This is a genomic window from Xanthomonas sp. NCPPB 1638, assembly GCF_041475635.2.
GTDB lineage: Bacteria > Pseudomonadota > Gammaproteobacteria > Xanthomonadales > Xanthomonadaceae > Xanthomonas > Xanthomonas cucurbitae.
Window position 1 is genome coordinate 1,424,092 of sequence record NZ_CM192984.1, and the last position, 19,694, is coordinate 1,443,785.

At 66.9% G+C, this 19,694-nt stretch carries 17 protein-coding genes; 10 read left to right on the forward strand and 7 right to left on the reverse strand.

Annotated features, from left to right (window positions below):
- Nucleotides 1–123 precede the first annotated feature (123 nt).
- The gene (locus ACCQ13_RS06170; RefSeq protein ID WP_159406836.1) at nucleotides 124–2,001 is read right to left on the reverse strand and encodes an ABC transporter ATP-binding protein; all 1,878 of its coding nucleotides are present in this window, start codon (nucleotides 1,999–2,001) and stop codon (nucleotides 124–126) included.
- A gap of 226 nt (nucleotides 2,002–2,227) precedes the next feature.
- Here ACCQ13_RS06170 and ACCQ13_RS06175 point away from each other — a divergent pair, with 226 nt between their 5' ends.
- Both ACCQ13_RS06175 and ACCQ13_RS06180 read left to right on the forward strand, forming a co-directional pair.
- On the forward strand, nucleotides 2,228–3,745 hold the full coding sequence (locus ACCQ13_RS06175) for a fumarate hydratase (protein ID WP_167526841.1): 1,518 nt from the start codon (nucleotides 2,228–2,230) through the stop codon (nucleotides 3,743–3,745).
- 297 nt (nucleotides 3,746–4,042) lie between these two features.
- Entirely contained in the window at nucleotides 4,043–4,756 is a 714-nt protein-coding gene (locus ACCQ13_RS06180) for a carbonic anhydrase (protein WP_223214411.1), read from the forward strand.
- 207 nt (nucleotides 4,757–4,963) lie between these two features.
- Here ACCQ13_RS06180 and ACCQ13_RS06185 read toward each other — a convergent pair whose 3' ends face one another.
- Both ACCQ13_RS06185 and ACCQ13_RS06190 read right to left on the reverse strand, forming a co-directional pair.
- The gene (locus ACCQ13_RS06185; protein WP_104603568.1) at nucleotides 4,964–6,094 is read right to left on the reverse strand and encodes a phospholipase A; all 1,131 of its coding nucleotides are present in this window, start codon (nucleotides 6,092–6,094) and stop codon (nucleotides 4,964–4,966) included.
- Between the two features lie 190 nt (nucleotides 6,095–6,284).
- On the reverse strand, nucleotides 6,285–6,770 hold the full coding sequence (locus tag ACCQ13_RS06190) for a DUF456 domain-containing protein (RefSeq protein ID WP_159407936.1): 486 nt from the start codon (nucleotides 6,768–6,770) through the stop codon (nucleotides 6,285–6,287).
- Between the two features lie 227 nt (nucleotides 6,771–6,997).
- On the opposite strand from ACCQ13_RS06190, the gene ACCQ13_RS06195 reads away from it, so the two are divergent.
- A complete protein-coding gene (locus tag ACCQ13_RS06195) occupies nucleotides 6,998–7,213 on the forward strand; it encodes a cold-shock protein (RefSeq protein ID WP_104588011.1) in 216 nt (71 codons plus the stop codon).
- A gap of 85 nt (nucleotides 7,214–7,298) precedes the next feature.
- On the opposite strand, the gene ACCQ13_RS06200 is transcribed toward ACCQ13_RS06195, so the two are convergent.
- Together ACCQ13_RS06200 and ACCQ13_RS06205 are read right to left on the reverse strand one after the other, a co-directional pair.
- Nucleotides 7,299–7,781 (reverse strand): outer membrane lipoprotein, encoded by a 483-nt coding sequence (locus ACCQ13_RS06200; RefSeq protein ID WP_104603569.1) that lies wholly within the window; start codon nucleotides 7,779–7,781, stop codon nucleotides 7,299–7,301.
- Nucleotides 7,782–7,902: 121 nt separating this feature from the next.
- On the reverse strand, nucleotides 7,903–8,331 hold the full coding sequence (locus ACCQ13_RS06205) for a hypothetical protein (RefSeq protein WP_372372360.1): 429 nt from the start codon (nucleotides 8,329–8,331) through the stop codon (nucleotides 7,903–7,905).
- 70 nt (nucleotides 8,332–8,401) lie between these two features.
- Between ACCQ13_RS06205 and ACCQ13_RS06210 the strand changes: the two genes are divergently transcribed.
- The gene (locus ACCQ13_RS06210; protein ID WP_159406838.1) at nucleotides 8,402–9,232 is read left to right on the forward strand and encodes a tRNA threonylcarbamoyladenosine dehydratase; all 831 of its coding nucleotides are present in this window, start codon (nucleotides 8,402–8,404) and stop codon (nucleotides 9,230–9,232) included.
- 28 nt (nucleotides 9,233–9,260) lie between these two features.
- On the opposite strand, the gene ACCQ13_RS06215 is transcribed toward ACCQ13_RS06210, so the two are convergent.
- Together ACCQ13_RS06215 and ACCQ13_RS06220 are read right to left on the reverse strand one after the other, a co-directional pair.
- Nucleotides 9,261–10,034, reverse strand: a complete 774-nt coding sequence (locus ACCQ13_RS06215) for a TatD family hydrolase (protein WP_159406839.1) — start codon at nucleotides 10,032–10,034, stop codon at nucleotides 9,261–9,263.
- A complete protein-coding gene (locus ACCQ13_RS06220; RefSeq protein WP_159406840.1) occupies nucleotides 10,034–10,249 on the reverse strand; it encodes a DUF6116 family protein in 216 nt (71 codons plus the stop codon). The genes ACCQ13_RS06215 and ACCQ13_RS06220 overlap by 1 nt, the downstream gene beginning before the upstream one ends.
- Before the next feature lie 145 nt (nucleotides 10,250–10,394).
- On the opposite strand from ACCQ13_RS06220, the gene ACCQ13_RS06225 reads away from it, so the two are divergent.
- The 6 genes from ACCQ13_RS06225 to ACCQ13_RS06250 all read left to right on the forward strand — a co-directional run bounded on the left by ACCQ13_RS06225 (nucleotide 10,395) and on the right by ACCQ13_RS06250 (nucleotide 19,656).
- Nucleotides 10,395–11,189: a glycine zipper 2TM domain-containing protein gene (locus ACCQ13_RS06225; protein WP_104603592.1), complete on the forward strand. Its 795-nt coding sequence runs from the start codon at nucleotides 10,395–10,397 to the stop codon at nucleotides 11,187–11,189.
- Between the two features lie 137 nt (nucleotides 11,190–11,326).
- Nucleotides 11,327–12,490 (forward strand): acyl-CoA dehydrogenase family protein, encoded by a 1,164-nt coding sequence (locus ACCQ13_RS06230; protein ID WP_104603593.1) that lies wholly within the window; start codon nucleotides 11,327–11,329, stop codon nucleotides 12,488–12,490.
- An 88-nt stretch (nucleotides 12,491–12,578) separates the two neighbouring features.
- Nucleotides 12,579–15,122, forward strand: coding sequence for a DUF3857 domain-containing protein (locus tag ACCQ13_RS06235; protein WP_159407937.1), 2,544 nt, complete (start codon nucleotides 12,579–12,581; stop codon nucleotides 15,120–15,122).
- 130 nt (nucleotides 15,123–15,252) lie between these two features.
- The gene (locus ACCQ13_RS06240) at nucleotides 15,253–15,891 is read left to right on the forward strand and encodes a glutathione S-transferase family protein (protein WP_167526842.1); all 639 of its coding nucleotides are present in this window, start codon (nucleotides 15,253–15,255) and stop codon (nucleotides 15,889–15,891) included.
- A gap of 109 nt (nucleotides 15,892–16,000) precedes the next feature.
- Entirely contained in the window at nucleotides 16,001–17,941 is a 1,941-nt protein-coding gene (gene asnB / locus ACCQ13_RS06245; RefSeq protein WP_104603574.1) for an asparagine synthase (glutamine-hydrolyzing), read from the forward strand.
- A gap of 284 nt (nucleotides 17,942–18,225) precedes the next feature.
- A complete protein-coding gene (locus ACCQ13_RS06250; RefSeq protein WP_104603575.1) occupies nucleotides 18,226–19,656 on the forward strand; it encodes a replicative DNA helicase in 1,431 nt (476 codons plus the stop codon).
- Nucleotides 19,657–19,694: the final 38 nt, after the last annotated feature.

Sequence of the window (19,694 nt, forward strand, 5' to 3'; positions counted from 1 at the left end):
AATCGGGAATGGGGTGCAGTGCGGAAAGATCCGGATCCTTGTGGGATCGGGAAGCCGAGGAGCAGCCAGCCGCCGGGAAGCTGCTTCTAACGATTCCCCATTCCCGATTCCCCATTCCCGGCCTCACCGATACCCGGCCGCCTGCAGCTCGAACAGCTCCGCATAGCGCCCGCCCTGGGCCATCAGCGCTTCGTGGGTGCCGTTGGCCTCGATGCGGCCATCCACCAGCACCAGGATGCGGTCGGCCATGCGTACGCTGGAGAAACGGTGCGAGATCAGCACTGCGGTGCGGTTGTCCGACAGTTCCTTGAAGCGCTGGAACACCTCGAACTCGCTGCGCGCGTCCAGCGCGGCGGTGGGCTCGTCCAGGATCATCAGCTGTGCGTCGCGCATGTAGGCGCGGGCGATGGCGATCTTTTGCCATTGCCCGCCGGACAGGTCCACGCTGTTCTTGAAGCGTCGCCCGATCAACTGGTCGTAACCCTGCGGCAGGCCGGCGATCAGCTCGCCGGCCATCGCACGCTGCGCGGCGGCCTGGATGCGGGCGGTGTCGTCCATCGCATCCACCTGGCCCACGCCGATGTTCTCGCCCACGCTCAGGTGATACCGCACGAAGTCCTGGAAGATCACCCCCAGATTGGCGCGGACATCGTCCAGATCGTAGTCGCGCAGGTCATGGCCATCGAGCAGGATGCGGCCTTCGTCGGGGTCGTACAGCCGCGCCAGCAGCTTCACCAGCGTGGTCTTGCCGGCGCCGTTTTCGCCCACCAGCGCCAGCACTTCGCCGGCGCGCAGTTCGAAATCCAGGTGCCGCACCGTCCACTGCTCGGCCTCCGGGTAGCGGAAGCCCACGTCCTCGAACACGAAGCCCTGGCGGATCGGGCGCGGCACCGGCAAGGCGTCGGGGCGCGAGCGGATCTCCGGCACGATGTTGAAGAACGAATACAGATCGTCCAGGTACAGGGCTTGCCCGGCGACCTGCGAAAAGCCGATCAGCAACCCCTCCAGCAGCTGGCGCAGGCGCAGGAAGCTGCCGGCCAGGAAGGTCAGGTCGCCGATGCTGAAATCGCCGCGCACCGTGCGCCAGGCGATGTAGCCATAGGCCGCGTAATAGCCCAGCGTGCCCAGCGCCGCCAGCAGCGCGCCCCACAGCGCCCGCTTGCGCGCCAATGCGCGGTTGGCCTGGAAGAACTTGTCGGCCAGCCGGCGGTAGCGTGCGATCAGGAAGCGGTGCAGGTTGAGGATCTTCACTTCCTTGGCCGTTTCCACGCTCGCGCCCACCTGGCGCAGGTAGTCGAGCTGACGCCGCTCCGGTGTCCACTGGAAGTTGAGCGAATAGCCCAATGCATTGAAATGCGCCTCGCCGATGAAGGCCGGAATCAGCGCGACTGCCAGCAGCACGATCAACCAGGGCGCATACACCACTAGGCCCACCGCCAGGCTGACCACGGTGATGGCGTCCTGCACCTGGCCGAACAGCTGGCTCATCAGGTTCATGCGGTTCATGGTCTGGCGCCGCGCGCGGTCCAGCTTGTCCTGCCGGTCCGGGTCTTCGAAATCCTCCAGATCCAGCTGCGCGGCGTGTTCCATCAGGCGTACGCTGGCGGCGTTGTTGAACAACTCCGACAGCAGCGCATCGGCATAGCCGACCATGCGCCCGAGCAGGTCCGAGCCGATCGCCAGTGCCAGCTCCAGCGCCAGCAATTCCAGCAGCCGGTTCAGCCGGCCGCTGCCCAGCGCCTGGGCGAAGGAATCGAACGCCGGCGGCTGGCCTACCAGGTGGACCGCTTCGTCGATGATGAGCTTGCCGATGTACAGCGTCGCCACCGGCATCAACGCGCGCAGCACGCGCAGGCCGATGCTGCTGGCACTCAGCCAGCGGCTGGTCTGCCAGATCTGGCGCAGGAACGGGGGCAGGTTGCGCAGCGCATCCAGGCGTTCGCGCAGGGTGGGGCCGGTACGGGGAGCGGGCGCCGTGGCGCCGGAGTGGGAAGCTGACATGTGCCTAGTGTGCCGGGCGCGGTGTGCGCCGGGGGTGTTGGGCGCTGCTGGCAAGGCGCAGATGGCTGAGCGACCGGCCGACTGGAGCCATGCCAAGGCGCGCGACCGGCGACTGCAGCGCCGAGGGAGCGGCCTTCCGCAACCCAGCCTTCCCGCATTCGCGCCGGTCTGGCCGGCGGTTTGCTCTAAAATGCCCGGATTGCCTCCGCCAGCCGTAGAGCCAGCCGTGACCTCGATCAAGCAGGAAGACCTCATCCAGTCCGTCGCCGATGCGCTGCAGTACATCAGCTACTACCACCCGGTCGACTACATCAAGAATCTGTCCGCTGCCTATGAGCGCGAAGAATCGCCGGCCGCCAAGGACGCCATTGCGCAGATCCTGATAAATTCGCGCATGTGCGCCGAAGGCCACCGCCCGATCTGCCAGGACACCGGCATCGTCACCGTGTTCCTTGAAATCGGCATGAACGTGCGTTGGGACGACGCCAGCATGGGCGTGGAAGACATGGTCAACGAGGGCGTGCGCCGCGCCTACAACCACCCCGACAACAAGCTGCGCGCCAGCGTGCTGGCCGACCCGGCCGGCAAGCGCGCCAACACCCGCGACAACACTCCGGCGGTGGTCAACACCAAGATTGTGCCGGGCGACCATCTTGAGGTGATCGTCGCGGCCAAGGGCGGCGGCTCGGAAGCCAAGAGCAAGTTCGCCATGCTCAATCCCTCCGATTCCATCGTCGACTGGGTGCTCAAGACCGTGCCGACGATGGGCGCCGGCTGGTGCCCGCCGGGCATGCTGGGCATCGGCATCGGTGGCACCGCCGAAAAGGCCATGCTGCTGGCCAAGGAAGCGCTGATGGAGCCGATCGACATCGTCGACCTGCAGGCGCGTGGCGCCTCCAGTCGCGCCGAAGAACTGCGCCTGGAGCTGTATGAAAAGGTCAATGCGCTGGGTATCGGCGCACAAGGCCTGGGCGGCCTGACCACGGTGCTGGACATCAAGGTCAAGGATTACCCCACCCACGCCGCCAACCTGCCGGTGGCGCTGATCCCCAATTGCGCGGCCACCCGCCACGCCCACTTCACCCTGGACGGCAACGGCCCGGTGATGCTGGATCCGCCGTCGCTGGAAGACTGGCCCAAGCTCACCTACAACCCGACCAATGCGCGCCGGGTGAACCTGGACACCATCACCCGCGAGGAAGTGGCCAGCTTCAAGCCGGGCGAAGTGATCCTGCTCAACGGCAAGCTGTTGACCGGCCGCGACGCCGCGCACAAGCGCATGATCGACATGCTCAACAAGGGCGACACCTTGCCGGTGGATTTCACCAACCGCTTCATCTACTACGTTGGCCCGGTCGACCCGGTGCGCGACGAAGTGGTGGGCCCGGCCGGCCCGACCACCGCTACCCGCATGGACAAGTTCACCCGCCAGATGCTGGAACAGACCGGCTTGCTCGGCATGGTCGGCAAGTCCGAGCGTGGCGATGCGGCCATCGAGGCGATCCGCGACAACAAGGCCGTGTACCTGATGGCGGTGGGCGGTTCGGCCTACCTGGTGTCCAAGGCGATCAAGGCCGCGCGCGTGCTGGCCTTCGAAGATCTGGGCATGGAGGCGATCTACGAATTCGAGGTCAAGGACATGCCGGTCACCGTGGCGGTGGATTCCACTGGCGAATCGGTGCACAAGACCGGCCCGCGCCAGTGGCAGTCGCGCATCGGCAAGATTCCGGTGGTCGTGGAGTAACGCGACCACCGTAGCGGTTGCGTGGTCCGACACGCAGGGCGCCACGGGTGGCAGGGATTGGAGCAGGTCGTGCACGTTGTGGACACCTGCGCCTGCTCGGCCTGGGTGGCGTCAGGCTGACGGACTGCCGGCCGCGTTCGCCTCGGCAAACCTGTCGCCGCGAAATGGCTGGCGGGCTGGAGCTGAACCCTGGGTGCGCGGTACCGCTGTCGGCCCGACGACCGGATGTTCGGGCCGGTATTTGCGTGAAAGTTGCATAGTATGATCGGGCCACCAACCAGAGAGCAGGGGCTCACCATGGCGCATTCCGCATCCCGTCGAAAACTGTTGCAATGCGCCTGTTGTGCGCCCGTCGCCGCCGCCGCCGCTTCCCTTCCGTTTGCCTTGCGCGCGGCCCCGTCGAAGAAGACCGAGCTGAATGCCGAGCAGGCATTGCAGGTCCTGCGCGATGGCAATGCCGCCTTCGTGGAGAACCGCCCGAAGAAGGTGATTTCCGACAGCAAGCGTCGCCTGGAGCTGGCCTTGGGGCAGACGCCGTTCGTGATTCTGGTGTCGTGCTCCGATTCGCGCGTGCCGCCGGAGTTGTTGTTCGGGCGGGGCCTGGGTGAGATGTTCATCGTCCGCAATGCCGGCAACACCGTGGATACCACCGCGTTGGGGTCGATCGAATATGCGGTCAGCCAGCTCGGTGTGCCGCTGGTCGTGGTGATGGGGCACGAAAGCTGCGGCGCGGTGGCTGCGGCGGTGTCGGTGGTGGAGCAGGGCGCGTTCTTTCCCGGCGCCATTGGCGCGATGATCGAGCCGATTGTTCCGGCGGTGCTGACCGCCAAGAGCAAGGGGGGCGATGACCTGCTGGCAGCTTCGGTCAAGGCCAACGTCAAGCGCACGGTCGACCGCCTGCGCGGCGCGTCCGAACCGGCCCTGCTCGAACCGCTACGCGCAGGCAATGTCCGCGTCGTCGGTGCGTATTACACCTTGAAGGACGGCAAGGTGGATTTCTTCGACGTGTGAGCCGGTGACGCATGCTCGGGCGTGCGAAACCGGATGCAGTCGAATTCTCCCATTCTGGGGTGAAGCCGGCTGTATGCCCTGGTCAACGCAACGAAAGAAGCCGGCAGCGATGCCGGCTTTTTCGTCTCTCCATTCTGGCGCGCGAGATGGGCGATGCAGCGCCGCGCGAACCGACACGCGCGGGCATCCGCCGGGCGGCGCGTCAGCTCAAAACCACTCCAGCAACGACACGCCCACGCCCACGTAGGTGGCCTTGTGGTTGTAGTCGATCATGCTTTCGCCGTAGCCATCGAATACCTGCACATGGCCGCGCAACAGGTTGGTGATGGGAAACCCGTAGTCCACCTGCAGCGAGCCGTGCGAACGGTCGCCGCCGCGTAGCGAGTGGCGCGCGATCAGCGCCACTTCGTGGCCGTCCTTGTTGTAGACCAGGGTGGCGTCGCCGCGGCCTATGTAGTCCTCGATATCGGGATTGTTGTCGTCGGCACGGTCTTCCTTGATGCGGAACCACGGACGCAGGGTCAATGCCCAGTTCTCGCGATCCAGCCCGATATTGAGGATCACCCGGTTCCACGAGCGCGACAGCGGGTCGGCGCGGCCGTTGGACATATGGTTGAGGCTGATGCCGCTCATGCGTCCCTTCCAGCCAAAGAGGCTGTAGTTGTTGCGGAACACCAGCATCGCTTCGGGTTCGTAGTTGGTTTCGCGAAACGGGCGCGAGGCGTCGGCGTTGTAGGCCTGCCAGCGCGAGCTCTGGGTGTAGCCCATCCAGATGTCGCCGTTGTCGCCGAACAGGTCTTCGGCCACCTTGGTCTTGAAGCTGAGCTGGAACTTCAGTTCCGCGCTGTCCAGCGGCTGCGGCGTGGACACCGAATTGGCCGGGTTGGGCGACTGCGGGGTGCGGTTGGTGTCGCTGGTCCAGAACACCGGCAGCAGATACACCGGCTTGTAGCCGCGCAGCTGGAAGGTGCCCAGCTTGGAATCCTTGGCCAGTTCCCAGCGGCGATCCAGCAGCGAGCCGCGGCCGGCATTGGCCACCGCTTCCTCGACCCGCTCGTCCCGTGCGTCGGCGCGAAAAAAGTCGCCAACGCGGTTGCGTGTGCGCGCGTCGTCGGGCTTGGCGGCCTGTTTGGCCAACTGCGCCTGCGCGTCCGCCTGCTGGGTGGCCTGCGGGGTATGGCCCAGCGCCTGGTCATAGCAGGCCAGGCGCGCGGCATCGGAGGTCACGGAGGTACAGGCCTGCGGCGAGGCAGGTTGTGCGGCAATTTCCTGTGCCTGCGCCACCGGGGCGGTCGCCAGGGCGATCAGGAGCAACGGGCGGGTACGTGGTAGAGGCATGGGGCTGGGGCCAAGAGGGGCGCCAGGCCGGCGCGATGCTGGGCAGCTTAATGGCGACCCCTGCATACGTGACGTGTACACAGCCGCATAACAACTGTCGTCGCTGCGGCAGGTGCCGCCCACGTCGCGGCACGCGTCAGCGGCTTGTCTGGCCGGGGCGCCACGTCGGCCGCTGCCGTTTGGCCGGCGCTCAGAACAGCCAGGCGACCGCAAACACGCCGAGCATGCACAGCCCCAGCGCCAGCTTGGTGGCGGTGCCCAGCACGATGCCCAGCCAGGTGCCGACGCCGACCCGGGTGGCCTGGCCGGTCTTGCGGGTCTGCAGATATTCGCCCAGCCAGGCGCCGGCAAACGGGCCGACGAACAGGCCGATTGGCAGGAACAGCAGGCCGGCGAAGGCGCCGACCACTGCGCCCCACATCGCCGCCTTGCTGGCGCCCACGCGTCGGGCACCGTAGACGGTGGCCAGCAGGTCGACCAGGAACGACGGTGCGGTGATCGCGGCAAGGATGAGCAACGCCACCCAGCCCACATGCGCAAAGCCGTCGGCCCAGGCTACCAGCAGCAAGCCGGCGAAGACCAGCGGTAACCCGGGCAATGCGGGCAGGATCACGCCGGCCAGGCCAACCAGCACCAGCACGGTGGCCAGGACGTAATAGACGACGGTGGTGTCCATGGTCATGGAAAGGTGCCCTGTTTCAGACTTGAAATGCTTGCGCAAGGGGTGCTTGAAAATTGATTTTGCGCAAGTTAAGTTGCAGCCGCTGTCGTTTGCAAAGGTCACCGTGAATCGTGGCCTGATGCGGTAACTCACCCGATCCGCGACGTCCCGTTCCTCGCCTTCTCCTTGCAACCACAGCCACCACCGCCAGTCCATCACAGTGTCGTAGGGAGTCAGTCGAGATGTCCAACATCGAACGCGAACACGGTGTCGTGAAGTGGTTCAACGATGCCAAGGGCTTTGGATTCATCAGTCGCGAGAACGGCGAAGACGTCTTCGTCCATTTCCGCGCGATCCAGATCCAGGGCTTCAAGAGTCTCAAGGAAGGTCAGAAGGTCAGCTTCACCGTCGTGCAGGGCCAAAAGGGACTGCAGGCCGACGCGGTGCAAGTGGTCTGAACTGCAGGGTCGCCAGCGCGTTGCCTGCAGCAGAAAGGCCCGTCACCGGGCCTTTCTGCTCTCCGCCGTTGGCAGTGCGCAGCGGTCAGCGCAGCACGACACGCCCGTTGACCACGCGCACGTAGGCGTTCTCGCGCACGCCGTCCAGGTCGCGCTGGTTCACCACGATCACCCGGCCATCGTCCATGCGCACCTGCACGTCGAAACTGGAACTGGTGACGTTGTTCTGGATGGCATTGCCGGCCAGCGCGCCGGCCGCTGCGCCAGCCACGGCCGAGACGTTCTTGTTGCCCTTGCTGCCGCCGGTTTCCTTGGAAATCTGGCGGCCGGCCACGGCGCCGACGATGCCGCCCAGGACCGCGCCGGTGCCGGTCGGAGCCGTGCGGGTCGGGCCGACTTCGTCGATGCGGGTGACGGTACCGCAATCGACGCAGCGCGGTGCCGGCTGCGCATAGCCACGGTCGTAGCCGCGGTCACCGCGATAGCTGCCGTACTGGGGCTGGGAGGTGGCGCAGCCAACCAGGGTTGCGGTTGCAGCCAGGCCGATAACGAGCAGTCGGGTCTTCATGGGATGTCTCCGGAGTGGTTCTGAAGGCGGTCGGGGCCGCGGCGATGTCATCCTGTGGTGGTCCAGGTGAACGGCCTGCCAACTGGAGCACTCCAGGCTTAACGAAACCCGAGCGTCCTATTCATCGAAAGTCGCGGTGGCAGGCTTCACAGGCATCGGAAACCTGCGCTGCCAACCCGGCAATGGCGGCGCAATCGGCCGCTGGCGCGTGTTGCGCGCCGTTCAGCGTCGCGCGCAGCGTGCCGGCATGTTCCGCAAAGCGGCGGTCCTCGCCCAGGGGTGCAAATGCCGGTTCCAGCTCGTTGGCAAGCAGGCGCAACGAGCGCAGGCGCGCATGTTGCTGCGCCGGGACGCAGGCCGTGCCGGGCGGGGGGCGCAACGCGCGCAGTTGGTAGGCCATCACGTGCATCAGGCTGTCCGGCACCGGGTCGCGCCGGGCCTGCAGTACGCGTGCCACCATCACGGTGGTCACCAGTCCGATCAGCACGCCCAGCACCAGCATGAAGGCGTAGCGCGCCGCGCGCGATTGGTTTGGAGGGGCATCGGTCATGGCGATTGCTCTGGCAGCGGGGCGTGCGGATGGGCGGACGCGCCGCAGGTGGCGCGCGTAAAATAGGGCGATGAAAGCACAATGGCGTGAACGCTTTGCCGGTATCGACCGGCTGTATGGAGTCGGCACGGTAGAGCGCCTGGCCGCCTGCCGCGTGGCGGTGGTTGGCATGGGCGGGGTGGGCTCGTGGGTGGTGGAGGCGCTGGCGCGTACCGGCGTGGGCCACATCCGCCTGATCGATGCGGACGATCTGTGCGTGTCCAATACCAATCGGCAGTTGCCGGCGCTGGCCGGGCAGTACGGGCGCAACAAGGCGCGCGCGATGGCCGAGCGCTGCGTGGCGATCAATCCCGAGATCGCGGCCGATGCGGTGGAGTCCTTCCTCACCGCCGGCAACATCGACACGCTGCTGGGCGATGGCCTGGATCTGGTGATCGATGCCTGCGACAGCTTCCGGGTCAAGGTGGAAACCATTGCCTGGTGCCGCCGGCGCAAGCTGCCGCTGCTGACCGTAGGGGCCGCCGGCGGGCGTACCGATCCCACCCTGGTGCGGGTGCGCGATGTCTCGCGTACCGAACACGATGCGATGCTGGCGCTGATCCGCAAGAAGCTGCGCAGCGAGTTCAATTTCCCCAAGAATCCACAGCGCTATTTCGGCGTGCCGGCGGTGTATTCGCTGGAGAACGTCAAGTATCCGCAGGCCGACGGCAGCGTGTGCGGCATCCGTCCGCAGCTCGACGCCGATGCCACGCTCAAGCTGGACTGCGGCGCCGGGCTGGGCGCGGCCACGCATATCACCGGCACGTTCGCATTCGTGGCGGTCGGCAAGGCGCTGGAGATGCTGCTCAAGCCCAAGGCCGGCACGGCCACGGCAGCGGCAGCGCTTGCCGCAGCGTCGTAATCGCATCCAGACATGCCGCCGTGCACGGCTATCCGCTGGCCGGCAAGCCGAACAGGCGGCGCGCGTTGGCGGTGGTCTGCGCCGCGATGACGGCTGCGTCCTCCCCGCGCAGCTGTGCGATGCAGTCCAGCACCGTACGCAGCCGGGTCGGCTCGTTGCGCTGGCCACGGATGCTGGCGTCCGGCTGATCGGGGGCGTCGGTTTCCAGCAACAGGTGCTGCAGCGGCATGGTCGCTACCAGCCCGCGCAGGCGATTGGCGCGCGGATAGGTCACCGGCCCGCCGAGGCCGATCAAGAAATCCAGTGTCCACAGCTGCCGGGCCTGTTCGGGGCTGCCGGCAAAGCTGTGCACCACGCCGCGCAGGCCGCCCACGGCCTTGATGCGGGCGATGACCTCTTCGGTGGCGCGGCGTGCATGCACGATCAGCGGCAGGTCGAAGCGCTTGGCCAGCCGCAACTGGCCATCGAAGTAGTCGCGCTGCGCCTGCACATCCAGCCCATCCAGGTAGAAATCCAGCCCGCACTCGCCGATGGCGCAGGGGCGCTCGCGCGCAATCCAGTCGGCCAGCCCCTCCAGATGCTCGGGACGATGCTGGTCCAGAAAGATCGGGTGCAGCCCGTAGGCCGGGTATAACCCGGGTGCCTGCGTGCACACCTCGCGCAGGCCCGCCCAGCTGGCCGCAGTGATGGCGGGGATCACCTGTTGCACCACGCCGGCAGCATGTGCGCGGGCGATGACCGCAGCGCGGTCATGGTCGAATTCGCCGGCATCCAGATGGCAGTGACTGTCGATCAACTCCATCAGCGGCGGCGCGCGGGTGCCGGCAGCGGTGCCTTGCGGGTCTTCCAGTTCGCCAGCAGCAGCGTGGTCAGGCCAAACAACACCTCGTCCAGCAACGGAAGCGGGTCCGGCAGTATCAGATCCGCTGCAAACACCACCGCCGCCAGTTTGAATAGCGTGGGGTAGCGCAGTTTTCCGGCCCACTCCAGCGCCCGCGTGATGAAAGGATTTCGCATGCATCGGCTCCTGCTGTTAGAAGTGCATGAAGTAAGCGCTAGCTGAACTTAACTGTCGCGTTCATGAGCGAGCGCGTTTTCGTTCAGGGTTGCCATGCTGGAATCAAGCCGTCAACAACGCGGCGCGTTCCGCAGGGAGCTGGTGATGAAAAGCAATACGACAACTATACTGGTCGCTGCCGGTGCCTTGCTGGTGGGAGGCGTGGCTACGGCCGCCTTCATGAACAACCGTCCATCATCCGGCGACTTCGTCGCCAACGGCCAGCCGGCCCCGCGCGGTCTGGAATACGCCGACGTGGTCAAGGTGGCGCCGATCACCGAGCGCGAGCCGCAATACGCGCAGGTCATCAACAGCAACGCGATCCGCGAGACCACCACCAGTTCGTCGCCGCGCGAAGTGTGCCGCGACGTGGTGGTGCAGGAACGTCTGCCCGAGCGCGACGGCAACGTCGGTGGCACGGTGGCCGGCGCGGTCATCGGCGGCCTGATCGGCAACCAGATCGGTGGTGGCAACGGCCGCAAGCTGGCGACCGCCGCAGGTGCGGTGGGTGGCGGCTTTATCGGTAACCGCGTAGACCGCAACCATGTTGGCGGCCGCGTGGTGGACCGTACCGAGCGCCAGTGCCACACCGAAAATGCCAATTCGTCGTCCTCGCGCGTGGTCGGCTATGACGTGACCTACCGCAATGCCGATGGCACCACCGGCACCATGCGCATGGACAGCAAGCCGGGCGAGCGCATCTCGCTGGGCGATGCCGACAACGTGGTGGCCTATGACGTGACCTACCGCTACGACGGTTTCGAAAAGACCGTGCGCATGAACGACAAGCCGGCCAGCGATCGCCTGCCGGTGGTCGATGGCCAACTGGTGACCCAGACCGCCTCGGCGGCGGGCGATGCCGGCCTGCCTCGCGACGGCATGGGCCGTAGCCGCCAATAATCGGGGCATCGCGCAACGCACGACAGAGCCGGCATCGCCGGCTCTTTTTTTGCGTCGATCCACGCCGACAGCCGCCTTGCGCCACGGGCCGGGCAACTGGCAGATAATCGCTGCTTCCCCTGTTGCGAAGAGCGGAGCTGCCGGTGCGTCCCGATGACCTGTTCGATGTGCGTGCGCGACTGACCGAGGAAGAACGGGCGGTACAGGATGCGGTGGCGCGTTTTACCGATGCACGCGTGTTGCCGGCGATCGGCGCTGCCTTCGATGCGGGGCATTTCCCGCACGAGTGGGTGCCGGAGTTGGCGCAACTGGGCCTGCTGGGCGCCAGCCTGCCCACCGATGTCGGCGGCGCGGGCCTGGGCGCGGTGTCCTACGGGCTGATCTGCCAGGAACTGGAACGCGGCGACAGCGGCCTGCGCAGTTTTGTCAGCGTGCAGTCCTCGCTGTGCATGTATCCCATCCACGCCTACGGCAGCGATGCGCAGCGGCACCGTTGGCTACCGGAGATGGCGGCCGGCCGGGTGATTGGCTGTTTCGGCCTGAGCGAGGCGCAAGGCGGCTCGGATCCGGCGGCGATGACCACGCGCGCGGTGCGCGACGGCGACGGCTGGCGCTTGAATGGCGCCAAGATGTGGATCACCAACGGCAGCATCGCCGCGCTGGCGATCATCTGGGCACATACCGACGATGGCGTGTGCGGCTTTCTGGTGGAAACCGACAGTCCCGGCTTCAGTGCGCAGGACATCGCGCACAAGATGAGTCTGCGCGCGTCAGTCACCTCGGCCTTGTTCCTGGACAACGTATTCGTGCCCGAGCAGATGCGACTGCCGAATGCGGCCGGGCTGAAGGCGCCCCTGGGATGCCTCAGCCAGGCACGTTACGGCATCGCTTGGGGCGCGATCGGTGCGGCGGTGGCCTGCCTGCGCGAGGCGCTGGCCTATGCCGGCGAGCGCATCCTGTTCGGGCGGCCGCTGGCTGCCACGCAGAGCGCGCAGATCAAGCTGGCGGAGATGGCGCGGCGTATCTCCACCGCGCAGCTGCTGGCGCTGCAGCTCGGTCGCCTGAAAGAGGCCGGTACGCTGCGGCCGGAACAGATCTCGCTGGCAAAATGGAATAATTGCCGCATGGCACTGGACGTGGCGCGCGAGTGCCGCGATCTGCTGGGCGCGGCCGGCATCACCACCGACCATGTGGCGATCCGGCATGCGCTGAACCTGGAATCGGTGATTACCTACGAGGGCACCGAGACCGTGCATCAGCTGGTGGTGGGCCGTGCGTTGACGGGACTCAATGCGTTTTGACAAGGAGTGGGCGTTGATCGGCAAGGATGTGGAACGAGGCCTGCGCGGCGTGGTGTGGACGATCTGGGCCGCCGCCGCAGTGGCGATGATGGCGATCTTGCCCGTGCAGGCCAGCGACGCGCCGCGCATGGCGCCGGCGCCGGCTTGGGTGGTGGCCGATGCGGTGCCCGGCGCGGTGCCGGGCGCGGGCGGGTTGCGCTATGAGCTGGTGTCCGATCAGGTCGATCTGACCGGCCGTGCCGTGAGGGCGTACCGACGGCTGAGCTATACCGTGCAGCGCGCCAAGAGCCTGGACGAGGCCGGGCAGATTTCCATCGACTACCACCCGCTCTACCAGAGCCTGGAACTCCATAGCCTGGACGTGTGGCGCAACGGACAGCGCATCGACATGCGCCGCCGCGCGCACTACGCCAGCCTGCGCCGCGAAAGCGGGCTGGAGAACGGCTTGCTCGATGGCGCATTGACGCTGTCGATCACCGTGCCCGATCTGCGGGTCGGCGACCGGGTTGATTATGCGGCGACCGTCACCGGCGCCAATCCGGTGTTCGGCAAGGGCTACTTCGATGTGTTCGACGCGCGCTATGGCGTGCCGCTGGGCGAGCGCCGGGTGCGCCTGCGCTATCCCGCCGGGATGACGCTGCAGTGGCGAATCAGCGCGCCGGGTTTCAGCCGCAACCACGGCACGGCCGACGGAGTGGCCACCTTGGACATCGCGGCCAGCAACCTGGCCGCCGCGCAGCCGGAGCCACGCGCACCGGATGACGTGGATCCGTATGGAATGATCGAAATCTCCACCGCCGGCAGCTGGGCTGCGGTGGCAGCGTGGGCCGCGCAGCTGTATCCGGACGGGTTCAAGGATGCACAAGTGGCTGCCGACATCGCGCAGCGCCTGCAGCTGCGGGGCGACGACCCGCAAGGCGCTTTGCTGCGCGCAGTGGCCTTCGTGCAGGGCGACATTCGCTATCTCGGCCTGGACATGGGCGAGAACTCGCACGCCCCGCATGCGCCGGAGGCCACCTTGCGCAACCGCTACGGCGATTGCAAGGACAAGGCCACGCTGTTGATCGCCCTGCTGCAGCTGGCCGGTATTCGCGCCGAGCCGGTGCTGGTCAGCAGCGACAAGGGCGGCGCTTTGGATACGCGCCTGCCCAGCCCGTACGCGTTCGACCACGTGGTGGTGCGCGCGCACCTGCCGCAGGGCGCGGTGTGGGTGGACGCCACCCGCGACCGCGAGGACGGCCCGCTCGCCCAGCGTCGGCCGCTGCCGTTCGTGCGTGGGCTGCCGGTCCTGGCCGGGCAGGCGGCATTGGTCGACGTGCCGGCGCCGATGCCGTCGTTGCCGCAGGTCGAGGTGCATGAAGACATCCGCATTTCACTGCGCGCACCGCAGCGGGTGGCGACCTTTGCCGTAGAGACGGTCTATCGGCAGGGACGTAGCGAACGCGTGGCGTCCAGTTTCGACAGCGGTGGCGCGCACGCCATCGGCGAGCACTACCTGGAGTTCATGCAGCAGTACTACACCGCGCTGACCCAGCCCGCGCCGCCGACCATCGACGCGGCCGACAGCTTGAACGTGCGCACGCATGAGGCCTATCGGCTGCAATGGCCAGACACGGAGGGCGATGAAGTGGGCTTTCCGCTGTTTCAGCTGGCCGAGTGGATGGACGCCTTGCCGAAGGGCGCGCGCAAGACACCGCTGGCATTGGGCGGCCCGCAACTGGCGCGCCAGACCATCCAGATTCAGGTCGATCCGCCACTGCAGCTCAACGCCCAGACCCAGGTCGTGGTCAACCCCTGGTTCCGCTTCTCGCGCACGATCGCCATGCATGAAGGGCGCATTCGCATCGTCGGTCAATGGCAACGCTTTACCGATCGGATTCCTGCCGACGGTGTGGCACGCGCGGCGGCCGACATGCAGCGGGCGCGCAACCTGCTGTACTTCGAACACGATTTCAAGCCGCAGCGGCGGGCGCAGCCGCTGCAGTGGCGTGCGCTGGGCTACCCGCTGGCCGGGCTGGTGGTGCTGGGGGTGATGCTGCTGGCGTGCCTGGGCTGGTGGCGTGGCGGTGGGTTGGGCGGCCTGCTGTTCGACCCGCATGGCACGGTGCAGCGCATGCCGCACCAGCCGGGTTTGCGTTGGAGCGCCTGGGCGGCATGGGCGGTGAGCGCGCTGGTGTCGAGCTGGTTGTGGCTGCATGCATGGCCGTGGTGGATGCAGCTGCTTGGCACGCTGGCGGCATTGGCGAGCCTGCCGTTGGGCGGTGTGTTGCTCGAACAGGTATTGCGCTGGATGGGCAGCACGGCACAACGCGCGCGCCTGCTGCCGGCGCTGGCCGGATGCGGCTTGCCCTGGCTGGTCTGTGTGCTGGCGGCGCTGGTGGCGATCCGGGGCAGGGTGGCACTGCTGCAGGGCGGTGCGACCGATGCCACCGGCCTGGCGCAGCTGGCGATGTGCCTGCTGTTGCTGCTGCTGGGAGGGGTGTGGTGGTCGGCCTGCTCGGTCCAGGCAGTGGCCGCTGCGGCCGGTTGTGCACGCGCGCGCGCATTCGGCGCCTGGGCGCTGACGGTGTCGCTGCTGGGCATCGCGGTCGCGGTGCTGGGCGTGCCGCTGGCCCTGGTGGCACTGCGCTAAGGCAGCCTCGACGCGGGTGCTGGCGCGGGCCGAATGAAGATCGGCCTGCATCGCCTCAGGCGGGGCTTTGCAAAGGCGCACGGGGCTGTGACACTGCCAGCCCCCTCGTCGCTGCCGCGGAGCCAGCTTCATGTCGACCGTGCGTCCCCCGTTGACCGTCCATGGCATGTCCCGTTCCGGCAACTGCTACAAGGTGCGCCTGCTGCTGGAACAACTGGGCAGCCGCTATCACTGGGTCGAGGTCGACAGCGTCGCCGGGCAGACCCGCACGCCCGAGTACCTGGCCAAGAACCCCAACGGCAAGGTGCCGATGGTGGAGCGCGACGACGGCCGCGTGCTGACCGAATCCAATGCGATCCTGTTCTGGCTGGCCGAAGGCACCCCGTACCTGCCCACCGACGCATGGCAGCGCGCGCAGGCGCTGAGCTGGATGTTCTTCGAGCAATACAGCCATGAGCCGTACGTGGCGGTGGCGCGTTTCATCCGCCTGTGGACCGCGCCGGGTGCGGCGCGGCGCGCCGAGCTGCCGCAGCTGCGCGTGCGCGGCGAGCAGGCATTGGCGGTGATGGAACAGCATCTGCAGCAGCAGGCCTGGTTCACCGGCGGCGACTATGGCATTGCCGATATCGCGTTGTTTGCCTACACCCATTGCGCCGAAGACGGCGGCTTTGACCTGGAACGCTGGCCGGCGATCGGTGCCTGGCTGCAACGCGTGCGCGCGCTGCCGGGATTCGTGCCGATGCCGGCACCCGCAGCGGTGACCGCATGAGCGGAGCAGACAGGAACATGGCGGCGCCTGCGGCACTGACGCAGGCGTCTGAGCGTGCTGCGATGCGCGCCAGCTGCGCGTGCGCCAGCAGCCGAGGGGAGCCCTGACGATGTGCGGATTGGCAGGATTGCTGATGGCCTCGCCGCGGCTGCATGGCGAACAGCTGGAGGCATTGGTGCGGCCGATGGGCGCGGCGTTGCGTCATCGCGGCCCCGACGATGCCGGCAGCTGGTGCGATGCGCAGGCCGGCGTGGCCCTGGCGCACCAGCGCCTGAGCATCCTGGACCTCTCGCCGCTGGGCCATCAGCCGATGCGCTCGGCCGATGGCCGTTACGTGCTGGCCTATAACGGCGAGGTGTACAACTTCGCGCAGCTGCGCGGCGCGCTGTCGGCGCTGGGGCATCGCTTCCGCGGGCATTCCGATACCGAAGTGCTGCTGGCGGCGGTGGTGGAGTGGGGGCTGGACGACACCCTGGCCCGCTGCAACGGCATGTTCGCCATCGCATTGTGGGATGCGCGCGATAACTGCCTGTTTCTGGCCCGCGACCGGGTCGGCAAGAAGCCGATGTACTACGGCTGGGCCGGCGACACGCTGGTGTTCGGCTCCGAACTCAAGGCGTTGTGGCAGCACCCGGATTTCGACAACGGGGTCGATCGCAATGCGCTGACCCTGCTGCTGCGGCTGGGCTACATCCCGGCGCCGGCCTGCATCCACGAGCACACCTTCAAGCTGATGCCGGGCCGGGTGCTGCGCCTGGATGCGCAGACCGTCGCCGCCGGGGCGGCCGCGCATCGGCCAGATCAGGCACAGCAACCGTTCTGGAATGCGCGCGAGGCGATGCAGCGCGCGCTGGCGGCGCCGTTCACCGGCACCGATGCGCAGGCCGAAGACCAGCTGGACAGCGTGCTACGCGATGCGGTGGCGCTGCGCATGGTGGCCGATGTGCCGGTGGGTGTGTTCCTGTCCGGTGGCACCGATTCGTCCATCGTCACCGCGATGATGCAGGCACAGAGCGCGCAGCCGGTGCACACCTTCAGCATCGGCTTCGAAGGTTCGCACCACGACGAGGCGCCGCTGGCGCGCGAAGTGGCCACGCATCTGCAGACCGACCACACCGAGCTGTACGTCAGCGGCGCCGACGCGCTGGCGGTGGTGCCCATGCTGCCGGACATGTTCGACGAGCCGTTCGCCGATGCCTCGCAAGTGCCCACGGCGCTGGTGGCGCGGCTGGCGCGCGGCGGGGTGACGGTGGCGCTGTCCGGCGACGGCGGCGACGAATTGTTCTTCGGCTATGGCCGCTACCAGCGCGCATTGCGCAACTGGCGCATGCACGGACTGGTGCCCGGCCCGTTGCGTCGGCTGATGGCGGTGGCGGCGCGCAGCAACGGCGAATCCTCGCGTACCGGCGGGCTGGCCGCGCTGGTGGCCGAGGCCGGCGCGCGTGGCATCGGCGACATCTACCGCAACCGCATCTCGCGCTGGCGCGACCCGGCTGCAGTCGTGCTGGGCGCCACCGAGCCAGACAGTTTCTACAGCCTGGCCGACCCGTTGCATGGCTCGGGCACGCCGGCCGACGCGATGATGCTGGCCGACTTCGCCGCCTACCTGCCTGACGATCTGCTGTGCAAGGTGGACCGCACCACCATGGCGGTGGGGCTGGAGGCGCGCGCGCCGCTGCTGGACTGGCGCGTGGCCGAGTTTGCCTGGTCGCTGCCGCTATCGCTCAAGTACCGCGACGGGGTCAGCAAGTACCTGCTCAAGCGCGTGCTATGCCGCTATCTGCCCGATGCGATGGTCTACCGTGGCAAGCGCGGCTTCGGTGCGCCGGTCAGCGCGTGGCTGCGCGGTGATCTGCACGGCTGGGCGGATGATCTGCTGGCGCATGGCATGCTGCAGCGCGAGGGTGTGTTCGCCGCCGACACCGTGGCCGGGCTCTGGCGCGATTTCAACAAGGGCGAACGCAAGTGGCATACCCATCTGTGGACGGTGCTGATGTTCCAGGCCTGGCAGGCGCACTGGCGGGCCCAGCGTGCCGCGCTCGGCCGCTGAGTGATGCGCTTCACCGCCCGTGTGCGCTGCCGACTAAGGTGCGCCACTGGTTTTCCAGATGAATTGACCACAGCCTGGCGCGTTCGGGCGGTGCGTGTCGCAAGGGTATTGATAGGGTGTTCAAACCCTGGCAGCGCAAGGGTCGCGACTGGTGCGACAGTGGCGGTGTAGAACAGTGCTGCACTGGCTGTCCACCAGTTATCCACAGAGTTGTGCATGGTCGTCGGCGCTGCCGATGACTATGCTTCCTGCCCTCGTGTCCCCTGCGTCAGGTCTGTTTGTCCATGTCCGCTCGTCCTGGTTTCCGTTCCAAGCGCAATCGCGATCGCGACGATGACGATTACGATCGTCCCGAGCCACGGCTCGATCAGTTGCGGGTGCCGCCGCATTCGGTCGAGGCCGAACAGGCGGTGCTCGGCGGGCTGATGCTGGCGCCGGATGCGTTCGACCGGGTCAACGACCAGCTCACCGAGAACGACTTCTACCGGCGCGACCACCGGCTGATCTATCGCGCCATCCGCGAACTGGCCGAGAAGGATCGCCCGTTCGACGCCGTGACCCTGGGCGAGTGGTTCGAATCGCAGGGCAAGCTGGAGCAGGTGGGCGATGGCGCCTATCTGATCGAGCTGGCCAGCACCACGCCGTCGGCGGCCAACATCGCCGCGTATGCGGAGATCGTGCGCGACAAGGCCGTGCTGCGGCAGTTGATCGAAGTGGGCACCACCATCGTCAACGACGGCTTCCAGCCGGAAGGCCGCGAGAGCGTGGAGCTGCTGTCGGCGGCGGAAAAAGCGGTGTTCAAGATCGCCGAGGCCGGCGCCCGCGGGCGCACCGACTTCGTGGCGATGCCCGGTGCGTTGAAGGACGCCTTCGAGGAACTGCGCATCCGTTTCGAAAACGGCGGAAACATCACCGGCCTGCCCACCGGCTACAACGATTTCGATGCGATGACCGCCGGCCTGCAGCCGACCGATCTCATCATCCTGGCCGCACGCCCGGCCATGGGCAAGACCACCTTCGCGCTGAACATTGCTGAATACGCCGCGATCAAGTCCAAGAAGGGCGTGGCGGTGTTTTCGATGGAAATGTCGGCATCGCAGTTGGCGATGCGCCTGATCTCCTCCAACGGCCGCATCAACGCACAGCGTCTGCGCACCGGTGCGCTGGAAGACGAGGACTGGGCACGCGTGACCGGCGCGATCAAGATGCTCAAGGAAACCAAGATCTTCATCGATGACACCCCGGGCGTGTCGCCGGAAGTGCTGCGCTCCAAGTGCCGCCGGCTCAAGCGCGAACACGACCTGGGCCTGATCGTCATCGACTACCTGCAGCTGATGTCGGTGCCGGGCAACAGCGAAAACCGCGCCACCGAAATTTCGGAAATCTCGCGTTCGTTGAAGGGCCTTGCCAAGGAACTCAACGTGCCGGTGATTGCCTTGTCCCAGCTCAACCGCTCGCTGGAAACGCGCACCGACAAGCGCCCGGTGATGGCCGACCTGCGCGAATCCGGCGCAATCGAGCAGGACGCGGACATGATCGTGTTCATCTACCGCGACGATTACTACAACAAGGAAAATTCGCCGGACAAGGGCCTGGCCGAGATCATCATCGGCAAGCACCGCGGCGGCCCGACTGGTTCGTGCAAGCTCAAGTTCTTCGGCGAATACACCCGCTTCGACAATCTGGCACACGACTCGGTGGGCAGTTTCGAGTAGTCGAAGTGTTGTGGGGTCGCTCATATGACGACTGCGCT

Excerpts from the sequence above, each read along its gene's own strand:
- ACCQ13_RS06170 (WP_159406836.1), bottom strand. The coding sequence starts at position 2,001 with ATGTCAGCTTCCCACTCCGGCGCCACGGCGCCCGCTCCCCGTACCGGC.
- ACCQ13_RS06180 (WP_223214411.1), top strand. The coding sequence starts at position 4,043 with ATGGCGCATTCCGCATCCCGTCGAAAACTGTTGCAATGCGCCTGTTGT.
- ACCQ13_RS06185 (WP_104603568.1), bottom strand. The coding sequence starts at position 6,094 with ATGCCTCTACCACGTACCCGCCCGTTGCTCCTGATCGCCCTGGCGACC.
- ACCQ13_RS06190 (WP_159407936.1), bottom strand. The coding sequence starts at position 6,770 with ATGGACACCACCGTCGTCTATTACGTCCTGGCCACCGTGCTGGTGCTG.
- ACCQ13_RS06195 (WP_104588011.1), top strand. The coding sequence starts at position 6,998 with ATGTCCAACATCGAACGCGAACACGGTGTCGTGAAGTGGTTCAACGAT.
- ACCQ13_RS06200 (WP_104603569.1), bottom strand. The coding sequence starts at position 7,781 with ATGAAGACCCGACTGCTCGTTATCGGCCTGGCTGCAACCGCAACCCTG.
- ACCQ13_RS06205 (WP_372372360.1), bottom strand. The coding sequence starts at position 8,331 with ATGACCGATGCCCCTCCAAACCAATCGCGCGCGGCGCGCTACGCCTTC.
- ACCQ13_RS06210 (WP_159406838.1), top strand. The coding sequence starts at position 8,402 with ATGAAAGCACAATGGCGTGAACGCTTTGCCGGTATCGACCGGCTGTAT.
- ACCQ13_RS06215 (WP_159406839.1), bottom strand. The coding sequence starts at position 10,034 with ATGGAGTTGATCGACAGTCACTGCCATCTGGATGCCGGCGAATTCGAC.
- ACCQ13_RS06220 (WP_159406840.1), bottom strand. The coding sequence starts at position 10,249 with ATGCGAAATCCTTTCATCACGCGGGCGCTGGAGTGGGCCGGAAAACTG.
- ACCQ13_RS06225 (WP_104603592.1), top strand. The coding sequence starts at position 10,395 with ATGAAAAGCAATACGACAACTATACTGGTCGCTGCCGGTGCCTTGCTG.
- ACCQ13_RS06235 (WP_159407937.1), top strand. The coding sequence starts at position 12,579 with ATGGCGATCTTGCCCGTGCAGGCCAGCGACGCGCCGCGCATGGCGCCG.
- ACCQ13_RS06240 (WP_167526842.1), top strand. The coding sequence starts at position 15,253 with ATGTCGACCGTGCGTCCCCCGTTGACCGTCCATGGCATGTCCCGTTCC.
- asnB (WP_104603574.1), top strand. The coding sequence starts at position 16,001 with ATGTGCGGATTGGCAGGATTGCTGATGGCCTCGCCGCGGCTGCATGGC.
- ACCQ13_RS06250 (WP_104603575.1), top strand. The coding sequence starts at position 18,226 with ATGTCCGCTCGTCCTGGTTTCCGTTCCAAGCGCAATCGCGATCGCGAC.